Here is a 14,279-nt window from a genome sequence, read left to right on the forward strand (position 1 = left end):
AATAGCTACTGTCTTATCTCTTTTTTTACTTAAAGCCTTGATAGACTTGACAAATGGTAGAAAAGAGCCAATTAAAAATTCTAGTTATCTTTCAGAGGTTGGGACCGCGGATTCCTAGCCTCTTTTTTTATCAGAAGTAGACAATTGTCACAGTAATTGACTACTCAACCTTGTCCATATCTGATCTTACTTCATCGACATTGAATTTTGCAAAGAGGAACTTACGGTCTTGAACTGGGAAACGTTGATCCAACTGATCGACAGCACCTAGCTCCACAATCCCTTCCTTGATAACAAAGTCCATAACGTGACCACCAAAGGTATGGTCGTCCGAAATAAAGTGAAGATGATAGCCGGCTACACTGACACCGTGGAAAATTTCGGGTGTCCAAAAACCAACAATGGTGCCGGAGACATTATCAGCATGGTACTCAGGCTGACTTACGGCTACTTCAGCAAACTTTTTCTCTGAGGTTGATTTTGGAATCATTCGCACATGCATGTGGGAAAATTCTCCATGAATCTTGATGGAGCGAAATAGATTTTCCCCATCGTAATAGGATTCAATTCGCTGTTCCAGCTCCTCATCTGTCATTTCGAAGCGTTGGCGGAAAATGACCTCCGCTTGATGTGGGACAACCGCAGCGTAGGGCACTGTCACATCATCTGAAACTTCAACAACTTCAGGCACATTGCCAGATCCCTTAGCCTGATAGGCCTTACCATCAAGAACTATCAATTCCCCATCAATGGAATCCAGTGTACCAATCCCTAAATCGCCGTATTTCAGGAGCTCCCCAATCGTCATGCTCCCACCATAAAGTCCAGCCATCAAAGCTCCTAGGGTATTATACTGAAATAATTTCACTGGCTCTGCCATTTTTTCTCCTATATCAACAAATTTCTGTATTTTCTAAGATAATTAAGTATATCATATTCTGGTCAAAATTCAAAAAATGCGTTTAATGGAGGTTTGAAAAACCGCACGGGATGCCTTAAATCAGCTGGCTTTCCTCAATACCAGCATCAGCGAGGATTTGAGCCACACGGTCAAACTTCAAGCGGAAATGTTCTAGTTTATGGCCATCGGAGCCAACTGAAAAGCGCTGACCACCCAGCTCCTTGACCAGACCAAGAGCATAGATATAGAGTTCCTCGTGACCGTAAAGATACATGGACTTACAGTTGAGCTCAAAGGCCAGTCCATGATTAATCATCTTTTGAAAAAGCTGTCGCAGCTCTGGTTCAAAAGTTTTTAACTCCTCTACGGTAAGCGCAAATTTTCGGAAACCATAATCAAAGTGAGCTAGTACATCTGCTGGCACAGCCTCGATAGCCTCTTCTAACTCTCTCAGGTAGCGGGGAATTAACTCCATCTTATCCAGCTGCAAGACTGGCTCTTCCAGATAGTCAAAACTGCCATTGTGGTGAACAGATAGGAGCTTGAGATCATAGTCCTTGTCCGCTAGGAAAGCCAGAATATCCTCCTTACGCGGGGCGTAATAGCCAATTTCAATGCCCTTTTTGATGCGGTTGCCATATTGCTGTTTCAGCTCTGCTATTTTTGCTGAATAGGCCTCATAGTCAGGCACATCATCGTGGGGCGAGTCAGCTTCGTAAGGGTAGGGATTGGACAAATCATAGTGCTCTGTGGTGACAATCTCGCCCTCGTAATGGTCCAGATAGTCACAGAAATCTGCCTCAGAATCATAGGAAAAATAGGTATGAAGATGGTTGTCGCGCATGCTTGTCGCCTTTCTGCAAATCTTGTGTCCTTTAATAATGTCAATAGTTGGTCGGATTTTGTTTAGGATTTTCTACATTTCCGACTTTTTAAGTTACCCTTATTCCATGCTCTAGCTTTTCAACAGAAGTCATTTTATTTCACGAATCTTCCTAGGATTCTACCTTTCTTTCAGCATGGCACTGGATAGATCTAGTAGCTGCAACGCCATCTCAAAGTGCTCTCCCATCAGGTCATAGACAGCATCTTCGCTAAGAACGCCACAGTCCACATCCTCAGGAAAGTCAGGTCGATTGGAAAATTCCAAATCGTCAAAGAAAGCTTGGCTGGTGTAATAATCTCGGAGCTGGATATAATGCTTCTGGCTGCCCTCTAGCTCAGCCAAAGCTGATTGAGCTGCAGCCAGCGTCTGAGCGTATTGATTCAAATGTTCTTCCATTTCTTGGATTCGTTTCAATTGGGACATTATATCCACTCCTTCTTTAATCAAACTATCGTGTCCGTAAGAAAATATTCTTGCTAATATGCCCCAAAGCTAGCAAGGCAAGAGATTTTCCAAAAAAACTTTACAAACTTTCGTACAAATCTGCCATAGTAGTATCATCTGGAACCAAACGCAGGTACTTGCCAGCCTGTATTTTCGCTTCTTCCACACGCCCTAATTCACGTAAGAGATAAACATATTCTTCCAGAAATTCAGGATTTTCCTGCAAGTCTACTGCCAGTTCCTGATAAAGCTCCCCAGCTTTCTCCAGATTTTCCAATGCCTGATAAGCACGTGCCAGATTCCAACGGGTCAAGACATTGTCTAGCTCTTGTTCCTCAAAAGCTAAGACCTCATCGTAGCGTTCCTGCTCCAGATAGAGATTGGTCAGGCGCAGAGCAATTTCCTCCAAATCATCTGCGTTTTCCTGAGCTGACAGCAAGTAGTTTTCAGATTTTTCCACATCATGCAGTTCATAAGATAGTTGGGAAGCAAAGAGAAGAAGGCGAGTCTCGAAAGGATTTTTGGTCAAGCCTTGCTCAGTCATTGCCAAAGCTTCCTCGATCTTATGCTCCGCATGGAGAGACTGCGCGTAGGCATACTCATAGCCTTCAAAATCTGGCGAAATCGTATCCAGCTGCTTGAAGTACAAATTAGCTTTTTGGTATTCCTCTTGCTCATACAAGATAGCTGCTAATTCATAGACCGTCTCTTCGTCATACTCTAGCTCCACAGCCTTTTCCAAAAATTCTATGGCAGCTTCAATTTTCCCCAGACTGGCATAGCAAAGACCGATGCGCTGATAGGTAGATACGCCTGTCTGCTCGTAGATAGAGCGATTATCTAGCTGGGCATATTCCTTGATAGCCTGGGCAAAATTTTCCAATTCAAACTCAATTTCTGCTAAACCAAAAGTCACCAAAGGTTCGTCCGACAGTTTGGTAGCTTCCAGCAATTTCTCGCGAGCCACATCTGGCAATCCTTCTAGCTGATAGAGGTCAGCCTTGGCCAAGAGAGCAGTCACATACCATTCACTAGCCGGGTCAATTTCCTCTAAATAAGCAAAAGCTTCTTCCAAGTCACCATCGTCAGTAGCGATCGTTGCCAGACTGATATAGGACTCGGGGAAAATCGGAGCCAATTTTTCATAAATTCGCTTGGCTTGAGGGAAAAAGCCGATACTTTCCAAGTAATCGGCTAATTCTAATAACTCTTGATCGGTATCTTGGCTCAAAGCCTCTTCAAAATACTTCTCAGCCTGCGCTAAATCCTGATTTTGCAGGGCTGTTAACATTTGTTCACTCTTACTCACTGCCTTCTCCTAATTCTTGAACACTTTCTTCATACAAACCGCTGACCTTCTTGTACCACTTAAAGAGCGCTGTGATGGCAACCTTGGCTGACGCATAAGCTGGAATCCCCAGCAAGACGCCCCAGATACCAAACATGGTTCCTGAAGTCAGCAAAACAAATAAAATCGTAATCGGATGGATGCTTAATTGGCTTCCCAAGATCAATGGAGACACGAAGCGCCCCTCAATAGTCTGCTCCACGATAAAGACAATAATGACTTTCAACAGCATGATCGGACCAGCAATCAAGCCAAGAACCAAGGCTGGTAACATGGCAAGGAAGCTTCCCAGATAAGGAACTAAGTTCAAAACTCCTGCCACAACGGCTAGAGTCACACCGTAACGTAAGCCGATGATCTTGAAAAGAATCATAAACATAAAGGCCACAATAATCGCTACGGTCACCTGACCACGAACATAATTGGCCAGCTGGGTGTTAACATCCGTCATAACCTGACCAAATGACTCGCGGAATTTCGTTGGCAAGAACTGAACTACATAGCCTTTGAGATTTTTCCCATCGCGCAGCAAATAGAAAAGAATAAAAGGCATGATGATAATAGCCACAATGATTTGTGAAGCCGTACTAATCAAATTGCTGGCCCAATTGACTGCCTTAGATGAAAAATTGCTAGCCCATGAAGTAATCTGGGTCGAAAGCTTATTCGTAACTTGCTCGATTTGTGGCTTCAAATCATCTGAAATATGATTGGCCAAAACATCTTCAATCATTTTATTGGCTTGCTTGAGATAGGCGGGAACATTCTTTGAAAAACTCACTATCTGATGCTGCAAGCTAGGAATAGCAACTGCCAAGCCCCACACAATCAAGATACCAATCAAGACAAAGACAATCGTAATTCCAGCCACACGGCTAATCTTGCGCTTTTCCATCCAGTCGACAATGGGATTGAGCAGATAGTAAAGCAGCCCAGCCAAAATCACTGGCAACATAATGACACCAATAAACTCAATCACTGGTGTAAAAATAAAGCTAATTTTGCTAAGAATAAAAATGTTCAAACCGATGAGCAAGGTCACCAAAAATACGGTAATGGCCTTATTATCCAAGAACCATCTAAAAAACCAGGATAAACTAAAATCTTTTTCTTTGTGTTCCATATTCGACTCCTTTGGATATTCCTCTTCATTGTAACATTTTTCAGAAAAAATATCTTCAAGCAACCATGATGAAATGCCTTATTTATTAGACTTTTTCACTGATTGTAACTAAAGGCCTATTTTTCTGCGAAAATAAAGAAAAATAGACCGAGATGAGCACTCGGTCTATGTATTTTTTCACTATGGATGGCTGACAATTAGTTGCAAGTCGCCAGACAAGGTCCATTCTGTGACATCGCTCGGCAGGATGAAATGAGAGGCTTTTTCGATTGGATACACTAGTCCATCCACTGTCAACTCGCCAGTACCTTCCAAAACGCTGAACAGACTGTAATCTGCTGTCTTTTTAAATTCAACAGAACCGGCAATATCCCACTTGTAAACAGCAAAGAAGTTATTGGCCACCAAAAGAGCAGAAGTCAAATCATCTGCCTGAATGGTAACGGGACGGCTATTAGCAGGCTCGCCGATAGTCAAAACATCAATAGATTGCTCCAAATGCAACTCACGAAGATTGCCAGCATCGTCCTTGCGATCAAAGTCATAGACCCGATAAGTGGTATCACTAGACTGCTGAGTTTCTAAAATCAGAATGCCTGAGCCGATGGCATGCATGGTGCCACTTGGCACATAAAAGAAATCACCAGCCTTGACCGGAATTTTGGTCAAAAGATGATCCCAGTCCTTGCTCTCGATTTGCTGGCGTAGCTCTTCTTTGCTCTGGGCATTGTGACCATAGATAATCTCTGCTCCTTCGTCTGCAGCGATAACATACCAACACTCAGTCTTGCCAAGTTCTCCTTCGTGCTCCAGTCCATAAGCATCATCTGGATGGACCTGAACACTGAGCCAGTCATTGGCATCTAAAATCTTGGTCAAAAGCGGAAAGACAGGCTCTGGACGATTACCAAAGAGCTCACGGTGCTCGGCATAGAGCGCATCTAGCTTCTGACCTGCAAAACGGCCATTCTTGACGGTTGAGACACCGTTGGGATGAGCCGAAATCGCCCAATACTCGCCCACATGGTCGCTGGGAATTTCATAGCCAAAGACATCGCGCAGCTTAGTGCCACCCCAAATCTTCTCCTGCATCACAGACTGTAGAAATAACGGTTCTGACATAATAGTCTCCTTACATATTTTTCATCTTCCAAAATCCCATATTCCTTGGAGATGAAAGTTTGGTACTGCTTACATTATAATATAGACTCGGGTCCTTTGTCTACTCCTACCTTACTTTACATAAAAAAATCTGGCTCTGGCCAGACCTTTATAATAAAAAGAGTAAAGCTCCCCAGCAAATGCCACAAAGATATCCGACCAGCACATCCTTTGGATAGTGCACCCCGCCAATCACGCGCACCGCAGCCAGCCCTGCTGAAAGCAAGAGGCAGATAAGCCCCGGCAGCCAGAAAAAGTAGAGTAGGCACATGGAAATCACTGTCGCCGAAAAGACATGGCGGCTGGGCATGGACTTTCCTGATGTATCCTTGGCCAGCAAGGGTTGAATAGCCCATTTTTCGTAAGGGCGCGCTTGATTCAGCCGTTTACGAATCGCTGTCAACAGGCCAAATCCGATAGCTGGCAGGAAGAATAAAGCAAGCAGCCCTTTCCAACCTTCTATCAGAAAGGCATCAATCAAGACCAATCCATACACTAGAGGCATAAAAACAGTCATCCCCCTATTAAAATAGGCCATCCCTTTCACTATCCTAGGGCAACTGCGAAAGGGAGCCGTTAATTGTTGATAAAAAATCGTGTAGTCTTTCATGCTTGCTTACCCTGCTTTTCTAAAAGTTGGACTCTCATACTTTCTTTACTATAGCATATTTTTAGACAAGATGGTAGATGGATAGCAAAAGAGACTGAGACCCAAGCCCCAATCTCTTATTGTTCATGTTTTTTGAAGAGGTTTATTTCTCCAAGTTCCAGATTTCCTTTTTTACGAATCAACTTCCTTTCTTTTAGGAAAAGGCATCAGTCTGGATAAGATGTCAACATAAGAAAGACCACTTACCCGACAAATCCTCTCTTGTCAAAACAAGAGAGGATTGCTGTTCTAATGCAACATACTAGAGTAGTGACTCATATAAATCACTATATGCTCGACTGGCTGTATCCCAAGAGAAATCTCTTTCCATAGCCTGAGTTTGCAGACTGCGCCAAGCTTCTCGGTCATGCCAGTAAAGATTGAGGGCTTCTTTGAAAGTCCAGGTTAGCCAATAACCAGAGAAGTTATTGAAGCTAAAACCTGTTCCCTGTCCACTATAAACATTGTAAGGTTCAACCGTATCCCGAAGACCACCAACCTCGTGAACCAGTGGCAGTGTCCCGTAACGCATGGACATCATCTGAGACAGACCACAAGGTTCAAAGCGGCTCGGCATGAGGAAAATATCACTCGCTGCATAGATTTCCTGAGCCAAAGTAACATCAAAAAGGATATTAGCGGATAGTTTTTCAGGATAAGCCTGGCCAAACCAAGCGAAGGCACGTTCAAATGCAGGGTCACCTGTTCCAAGTAGCACAATTTGTACATCTTCCTGAAGTAGATTATGCAGCTCTTCCACCACCAAATCAAAGCCTTTTTGACGTGTCAAACGAGAGACGATACCAACGACAGGAACATCATCCCGAACTGGCAAGCCTACTTTTGCTTGAAGAGCCCGTTTGTTTTCCAATTTCCCAGTCAAATCATCTTTATTAAAGTGGTAAGCCAGCAATTTATCGGTTTCTGGATTGTAGATATCTGTGTCAATACCATTGACAATACCGATCAACTTGCCTGACTCCATCCGAAGAATCTGATCCAGACCGCAACCAAACTCAGCCGTCCGAATTTCGTTGGCATAGCTTGGTGAAACAGTTGTCACACGATCTGCATAGAGAATGCCCGCCTTCATCCAGTTGAGGCAGTCGTTCCATCGGAGAGTTCCGTCCGCATAACGTTCATAGCCGACACCAAAGAGTTCCCAGAGCATGCTGTCCGAAAACTGTCCCTGAAACTCTAAGTTGTGAATCGTCAGCACTGTCTTGATGTTATTATAGGCCTGAATCCAGCGATATTTTTCCTTGACCAAGAAAGGAATCATAGCCGTATGGTAGTCGTGCGCATGGAGAACATCTGGAATAAAATCAATGCGCTCCATCAGTTCGATTGCTGCTAATTGGAAGTAGGCAAAGCGTTCGCCGTCATCAAAATCACCATAGACATGCCCACGGAAGAAATAATGCTGATTGTCGATAAAGTAGAAGTTCACACCTTCCAACTCAATCTTTTTGACACCGACATACTCCCGACGCCAGCCGACACTGACTTCAAAGGAGAAGAGGTCTTCAACTTGATCACCAAATTTAGCATCCGTCATGTCATAGTATGGCAGAATAACCCCAACTTCATGGCCAGCTTTGACCAAGGATTTGGGAAGGGCGCCGATAACGTCTCCCAAACCACCCGTCTTGGAAAAAGGTGCTCCTTCTGCTGCTACAAATAAAATTTTCATGAAACGATGTCCTCTGTAACTTTTTGACCTTTCTTCAGCACAACTGGATGTTCCGCTGTACCTCGAACGACTACTCCTTCAGCAATCTCAACGCCCTTGTCCACAATTGCATATTCTACCACTGTATTTTTTCCAACGACAACACGTGGGAAGAGAAGACTGTCTTTGACACTGCTACCCGCTAAAATTCTTGTATTCCGCGAGATAACAGAGTTTACAACTTCACCTTCTACAATACTACCTGACGCAAACTGAGAGCGATTTACTTTTGATGTAGTTGCATAGTAAGTCGGCTCTTCATTTTTCACCTTTGTATAAATCTTGTGATTTGGTGAGAAGAGAGAATAGAATTTCTGCTGTTCAAGCATGTCAATGTTAGCTTTATAGTAAGAACCAACAGAGTGGATATTTGCTAGATAGCCTGTGTATTCGTAAGCAAAAGCTCCAACTTCAGCTGCCAAGTCCCGAAGAACATAGCGCAGTTTTTGCGGGAATTCTTTTTGGGCTTCTTCTTCCAATTTTTCAATCAACCACGGCGTATCTACTACAAAAATATCTGTAGACATATTGAAAAGCTCGCCCTCGTCTCTATCACTATGCAGCTTATGTCCTAGGACATGGTCTGTTTCACTGACTTGCAGAACTGCATTGACATCTGAAATATCTTTAGATGGCAATTTCTTGTAAACCACTGTCATCGGTTGTTTGGTTGTATTATGCAAGTGGAAGACTTGATTAAGGTCAATGTTGATCAACACATCACAGTTGAGGGCTACAGTTTGGTTAGAGCCTGAACGCTTCAAGTAAGTCAATAACTGTTCATAATATTCCTTACCAACTGTGCTGCTTTCTACACGAGTATTGTAAATGCCTAGATAGTAGTGGCTCAAAAGTGTGGACAAGCCCCACTCACGACCTGAACGAATATGGTCAAATACAGAGCTGATATTGTCTTGCTGAAAGATACCAAAGACGCTACGAACACCAGCATTAGCAAGGCTAGAAAGTGGGAAATCAATCAAACGGTATTTCCCACCAAATGGCAAACTGGCAACTGGACGATGCTCTGTTAAGGTTGACATGTCGTGGAAACCGACCGTATTTCCTAAAATCGCTGAATATTTATCAATCTTCATCTGTTGGTACCCCCACTTTTTCATTATATCCGACTACTTGCACTTCATCTGTTCCGTCAATCTCTACACCATCAGAAACGACTGCGCCCTCACCAATGATTGCACGTTTAATCTTAGCTCCCTGCCCGATAATAGCGCCACTCATAATGACAGAATCAGTGACTTCTGCGCCTTCACGAACTTGAGCGCCTGTTGAAAGAATAGAATGCTTAACAGTTCCATCCACAAAACAGCCGTCAACTACTAAAGAATCTTCAACATGAGCATTTGCACCAAGGTAGTTTGGTGGTGAAATCAAGTTACGTGAGTAAATTTTCCACTGACGATCACGACTGTCTAAAGCATTTTCTGGACTAATGTATTCCATGTTCGCTTCCCAAAGTGACTCAATCGTACCAACGTCTTTCCAGTAGCCACTAAATTCATAAGCATAAACGCTTTCGCCAGATTCAAGATAGTTAGGGATAACATTTTTACCAAAGTCGGACATATCTACATTGGTCTTTTCAGCAGCAATCAGCATATTGCGGAGACGTTGCCAGTCAAAGATATAGATACCCATAGAAGCCTTGGTTGATTTAGGATTTTCCGGTTTCTCTTCAAATTCAACGATTCGATTGTTGGCATCGGTATTCATGATACCAAAACGGCTAGCTTCCTTAAGAGGCACATCCAAGACAGCAACCGTCAAACTAGCGCTGTTATCCTTATGGGATTGGAGCATATCATCATAGTCCATCTTGTAGATATGATCTCCAGATAGGATTAAGACATATTCAGGATTGATACTGTCAATATAGTCAATATTTTGGAAAATAGCGTGGCTAGTTCCCTCAAACCAACGATTTCCTTCACTGGCAGAGTAAGGCTGAAGAATGGATACACCTGTGTTGATACCATCCAAGCCCCAGCTTGAACCGTTCCCGATGTGGCTGTTCAAAGCAAGTGGTTGGTACTGTGTAATCACACCGACATTGTTAATCCCAGAGTTGGCACAGTTTGACAAGGCGAAATCAATGATACGATAACGACCGCCAAACTGTACTGCTGGTTTCGCAATACTTTGTGTGAGCTTTCCAAGACGAGTTCCTTGCCCACCGGCAAGAATCAAAGCTAGCATTTCATTCTTCATATCCTACTCCTTTGTGGAATCTTTTTTAGCATTTTTACGAACATTCACACGACGCTTGATTTTCCAAATACTTGCTCCCAAAGCTGGTAGTGTAAAGGTCAAGGTCTGCGGATAATCTTTCCATAGTCCCTCTTGAGACTGAACTGTTTCGTTGTGTTCTTTCCAAACACCTCCCCATTTCTCTAATTCAGTATTCCATACTTCTTCATAAACGGCTGCCACTGGCACACCAATTGTAAAGTTTTTGCGCTCTACTGGCACCATATTGAACACACAGACTAGCATATCCCCTTTTTCCGTCTTACGGATAAAAGAAAGGACGCTCTGATCGGTATTGTCGGCATCAATGATTTCGATGCCATCATAGCTCAAATCAATCTCCCAAAGCGGTCGATTGTCTTTATAGAAGGCATTGAGCTCAGAAGTGAAGGTTTGCATCTGCTTATTCATATAATCGTCCAGATTTGACCATTCCAACTGCTCTTCTGACTTCCACTCTAGGAATTGACCAAATTCTGAACCCATAAAGAGCAATTTCTTGCCTGGATGGCAGATTTGATAGGTCAAGAGGTTGCGGAGACCAGCAAATTGATTATAGCGGTCACCCCACATCTTATGCATCATACTCTTCTTGCCATGAACGACTTCGTCGTGAGAGAAAGGCAAGAGGAAATTTTCAGAAAAAGCATACATAAAGCTGAAGGTCACCAGATTAAAATCGTACTTGCGATAAATCGGGTCTTCTTCGTAGAAACGGAGAATATCGTTCATCCAACCCATATTCCACTTGAAGTCAAAGCCCAAACCGCCCATCTCTCTCATGCCCGTAATCTTGGTTTCGGACGAGCTCTCTTCAGCAATCATCATAACATCTGGATGAAATAGCTTGATGACTGTGTTCAAACGTTGCAAGAAATAATAGCCTTCATAGTTACGATTACCCCCGTCCTTGTTTGGCTGCCAAGGACCACTATCGTAGTCTAGATAGAGCATGTTGCTAACCGCATCCACACGAACCCCATCTAGATGGTAGAAATCAATCCAGAACTTGATGCTAGAGATCAAGAAGGATTGCACTTCATTTTTTCCTAAGTCAAAATTCAAGGCACCCCAGCCATAGTTGTGAGCTCGGTCATGATCCTGGTACTCAAAGGTTGGTGTTCCATCATAGTAGGCCAAGGCATCGTCATTGATGGTAAAGTGACCTGGAACCCAGTCCACAATGACACCAATATTATTCAAGTGACATTCTTCGACGAAGTCCTGAAATTCCTCTGGCGTTCCGTAAGTATGTTCAAAGGCAAAGTAACCCATGAGCTGGTAACCCCAGCTGAGTCCCAAAGGATGAGCCATGAGCGGCATGAACTCAACATGCGTGTAGTTCATTTCGACCAGATAAGGAATCAACTCCTCCTTAAGCTGAGCCATAGAGTATGGACTGCCGTCAGGATTGCGTTTCCAAGAACCGGCATGCACTTCATAAATATTGACTGGTCTTGAGAAAAAGCCCCAACGCTTTCTCCGAGCCAACCAAAGCCCATCTTGCCACTTCTTCTCTGGAATAGTCCGAACAATAGCTCCCGTACCTGGGCGCTCTTCCAAATAGATAGCCAGCGGATCAATTTTCAAGATTTCCTGACCACTACTGCGTTTGATATTGTACTTATAAATATCTCCTTCCTTAGGCAAATCCGTGAAGACCTCCCAGACACCGCCTTCATTGCGAGTCATAGGAATCTGCTCTCCATACCAGTTGGTAAAATCTCCAATCAGATGCACATTCTGCGCATTTGGAGCCCAGACTCTAAAGGTGTAGCCAGCCTTACCATCCACCACATCCTGATGCACTCCTAAATAATGCTGCAAATGAAAGTTTTCACCTGTTGTAAAGGTTCTTAATGCTTCTTTTTTGTCCATTTAGTCACCTTTCTATTTGTAAGCGTTTTCTATGTTTCTATTTTACCCCATTTTCTTATATTTTTCAAGTAAATTTCCAAAAACTATCTCAAAAATTTCAAAAGCCCAATTTCTTCAAAAGAATGAGTTGCTATATCAATAGATCGTTGAAGAAGATCTCATAAAATACTGATTCTACAGGCTTTTACCCGAATTATTTGATATAAAATTAGAGATAAAACGATTAAAAATTGTATAGACCAATATGTAAATTTACATTTTAAAATGATAAGCAATCAAAAATATAAATGCTTACTTATTTTTATATTGTTCGAACACTTGTTAGATTTACAAGTTCATCAGGATAAGAAAAAAGGCCGCACAAAGCCGCCTTTCTCATTATTTCACATCAAACACGATGGATTTCACTTGTGTCATCGCTTCGATACTGTAACGAATCCCTTGCACTCCGGCTCCAGACCCTTTAACACCAAGGAATGGGAAGTTATCTGGACCACGCTGGGTCTTATTATTGATATGTACAGTACCCACTTCCAGCTTTTCAGAAATTTCAAATGCTTTCGGGAAATCATTTGTAAAGACTGAAGATTGAAGACCAAATTCTGACTGGTTACAAATCTGAATAGCCTCTTCAACGGAAGTCACACGAATAATCGGAAGAACAGGACCAAATGGCTCTTCCCAAGCTAATTTCATATCCAGTGTCACATGGTCAAACAAGGCAGGCCAGATGAGATTTGCTTCACGTTTGATTTCTGTCAAGGCTGACGCTCCCTTTTCTTGAGCATCTTCAATCAAGCCCCAGATGAAATCTGCTGATGCATTATCAATGACTGGTGTGATATCCGCATTATCAAAGGGATCCCCAACCGTCAGTTTCTCTACCTCTGCCTTAATCAGCGCTACTAATTTATCTGCAACGCTCTCCATGACAATGACACGTTTAATAGCCGTACAGCGCTGACCGGAATAACTGTATGCCCCGCCAACAATCTGCTTAGCTGCATGCTCCAAGTCAGCATCTTCCAGCACAACTGCAGCATCCTTACCACCCAATTCTAACATAATTGGACGCATACCAGCTAACTTACCGATGCGTTCACCGATTGGAGTGGAGCCAGTAAAGTTAATGTAGTTTACTTCCTTATGCTCAATAATGTAGTCCCCGATTTCTGAACCACGTCCTGTGATGGTATTGAAAACACCAGCAGGCAGACCAGCCTCAGCAAAAGCCTGAGCCAAGAGCAGACCAGAAATTGAACCTTGTGTAGGTGGCTTAAACATCACGACGTTTCCGCCGATAAGGGCAGGAGCAATCTTAGAACCAGACAAGTTGACTGGGTAGTTGAATGGCGCAATAGCCAAGACAACTCCTACAGGCTCACGACGAACCATAGCCAGTTTTTTCTTGCTGGCAGCTTCAAAGCCGCCACCTTCCATAACCTGACCGTGAATACGAATTCCCTCTTCAGCCGCATAGCGAATCAAGTCTGCTGTCCGAACAACTTCTCCAATCGCCGCTTTAATACCCTTGGCAACTTCTTTTGCAAGGATTTCTCCAATCTTCTCCTGATCGCGCTCCAAAATATCCGCGGCCTTATGCAGATAAGCTGCACGTTCGACTGCTGAAAGGGCGCGCCAAGCTGGCAAAGCCGCACGAGCGCTCGCCATCGCATAATCAACCTCTGCCTGACTCATGGCAGGCACAGTTCCTAAAATCTCATTATTGATAGGAGATGAGATGGTGATTTCATTTTCAGAAGCTCTCCACTCTCCATTTATATAGCTCTTATATTGTGTCACGTGTCCCCTCCAAAATGTTATTAAGTATCATTTTATCAAATTTTCTGAAAATTTCAACTAAATTTTATAAATTTAAAGAAATTTTT

At 43.1% G+C, this 14,279-nt stretch carries 12 protein-coding genes; all 12 read right to left on the reverse strand.

From position 1 onward, the window contains the following. Positions 1-160 precede the first annotated feature (160 nt). The 12 genes from budA to FXF62_RS06925 all read right to left on the reverse strand — a co-directional run bounded on the left by budA (position 161) and on the right by FXF62_RS06925 (position 14,193). Positions 161-880, reverse strand: coding sequence for an acetolactate decarboxylase (gene budA / locus FXF62_RS06870; RefSeq protein WP_149518184.1), 720 nt, complete (start codon positions 878-880; stop codon positions 161-163). A gap of 115 nt (positions 881-995) precedes the next feature. Further along, positions 996-1,745 carry a PHP domain-containing protein gene (locus FXF62_RS06875; RefSeq protein ID WP_149518185.1) on the reverse strand — a complete coding sequence of 250 codons (750 nt, stop codon included), beginning with the start codon at positions 1,743-1,745 and terminating at the stop codon, positions 996-998. A gap of 159 nt (positions 1,746-1,904) precedes the next feature. Then, complete coding sequence (locus tag FXF62_RS06880) at positions 1,905-2,210, reverse strand: DUF4298 domain-containing protein (RefSeq protein WP_149518186.1); 306 nt, start codon at positions 2,208-2,210, stop codon at positions 1,905-1,907. A gap of 100 nt (positions 2,211-2,310) precedes the next feature. Further along, a complete protein-coding gene (locus tag FXF62_RS06885) occupies positions 2,311-3,540 on the reverse strand; it encodes a tetratricopeptide repeat protein (protein WP_149518187.1) in 1,230 nt (409 codons plus the stop codon). Further along, entirely contained in the window at positions 3,533-4,702 is a 1,170-nt protein-coding gene (locus FXF62_RS06890; RefSeq protein ID WP_149518188.1) for an AI-2E family transporter, read from the reverse strand. The genes FXF62_RS06885 and FXF62_RS06890 overlap by 8 nt, the downstream gene beginning before the upstream one ends. A 180-nt stretch (positions 4,703-4,882) precedes the next feature. Next, on the reverse strand, positions 4,883-5,824 hold the full coding sequence (manA, locus tag FXF62_RS06895) for a mannose-6-phosphate isomerase, class I (RefSeq protein ID WP_149518189.1): 942 nt from the start codon (positions 5,822-5,824) through the stop codon (positions 4,883-4,885). Between the two features lie 148 nt (positions 5,825-5,972). Further along, positions 5,973-6,473, reverse strand: a complete 501-nt coding sequence (locus tag FXF62_RS06900) for a phosphatase PAP2 family protein (RefSeq protein WP_149518190.1) — start codon at positions 6,471-6,473, stop codon at positions 5,973-5,975. A 301-nt stretch (positions 6,474-6,774) separates the two neighbouring features. Continuing rightward, positions 6,775-8,205 carry a glycogen synthase GlgA gene (glgA, locus tag FXF62_RS06905; protein WP_149518191.1) on the reverse strand — a complete coding sequence of 477 codons (1,431 nt, stop codon included), beginning with the start codon at positions 8,203-8,205 and terminating at the stop codon, positions 6,775-6,777. Beyond that, entirely contained in the window at positions 8,202-9,341 is a 1,140-nt protein-coding gene (gene glgD, locus FXF62_RS06910; RefSeq protein ID WP_149518272.1) for a glucose-1-phosphate adenylyltransferase subunit GlgD, read from the reverse strand. Before glgD ends, glgA begins: the two co-directional genes overlap by 4 nt. Beyond that, entirely contained in the window at positions 9,331-10,473 is a 1,143-nt protein-coding gene (locus FXF62_RS06915) for a glucose-1-phosphate adenylyltransferase (protein ID WP_149518192.1), read from the reverse strand. Before FXF62_RS06915 ends, glgD begins: the two co-directional genes overlap by 11 nt. Positions 10,474-10,476: 3 nt before the next feature. After that, a complete protein-coding gene (gene glgB, locus FXF62_RS06920) occupies positions 10,477-12,390 on the reverse strand; it encodes a 1,4-alpha-glucan branching protein GlgB (RefSeq protein WP_149518193.1) in 1,914 nt (637 codons plus the stop codon). A 378-nt stretch (positions 12,391-12,768) separates the two neighbouring features. Beyond that, a complete protein-coding gene (locus tag FXF62_RS06925) occupies positions 12,769-14,193 on the reverse strand; it encodes an NADP-dependent glyceraldehyde-3-phosphate dehydrogenase (protein ID WP_149518194.1) in 1,425 nt (474 codons plus the stop codon). Positions 14,194-14,279 lie beyond the last annotated feature (86 nt).

Origin of the sequence: Streptococcus cristatus, assembly GCF_008369405.1 — a bacterium.
Lineage (GTDB): Bacteria > Bacillota > Bacilli > Lactobacillales > Streptococcaceae > Streptococcus > Streptococcus cristatus_G.

Excerpts from the sequence above, each read along its gene's own strand:
- budA (WP_149518184.1), bottom strand. The coding sequence starts at position 880 with ATGGCAGAGCCAGTGAAATTATTTCAGTATAATACCCTAGGAGCTTTG.
- FXF62_RS06900 (WP_149518190.1), bottom strand. The coding sequence starts at position 6,473 with ATGAAAGACTACACGATTTTTTATCAACAATTAACGGCTCCCTTTCGC.
- glgA (WP_149518191.1), bottom strand. The coding sequence starts at position 8,205 with ATGAAAATTTTATTTGTAGCAGCAGAAGGAGCACCTTTTTCCAAGACG.
- FXF62_RS06915 (WP_149518192.1), bottom strand. The coding sequence starts at position 10,473 with ATGAAGAATGAAATGCTAGCTTTGATTCTTGCCGGTGGGCAAGGAACT.
- manA (WP_149518189.1), bottom strand. The coding sequence starts at position 5,824 with ATGTCAGAACCGTTATTTCTACAGTCTGTGATGCAGGAGAAGATTTGG.
- FXF62_RS06875 (WP_149518185.1), bottom strand. The coding sequence starts at position 1,745 with ATGCGCGACAACCATCTTCATACCTATTTTTCCTATGATTCTGAGGCA.
- glgB (WP_149518193.1), bottom strand. The coding sequence starts at position 12,390 with ATGGACAAAAAAGAAGCATTAAGAACCTTTACAACAGGTGAAAACTTT.
- FXF62_RS06890 (WP_149518188.1), bottom strand. The coding sequence starts at position 4,702 with ATGGAACACAAAGAAAAAGATTTTAGTTTATCCTGGTTTTTTAGATGG.
- FXF62_RS06880 (WP_149518186.1), bottom strand. The coding sequence starts at position 2,210 with ATGTCCCAATTGAAACGAATCCAAGAAATGGAAGAACATTTGAATCAA.
- glgD (WP_149518272.1), bottom strand. The coding sequence starts at position 9,341 with ATGAAGATTGATAAATATTCAGCGATTTTAGGAAATACGGTCGGTTTC.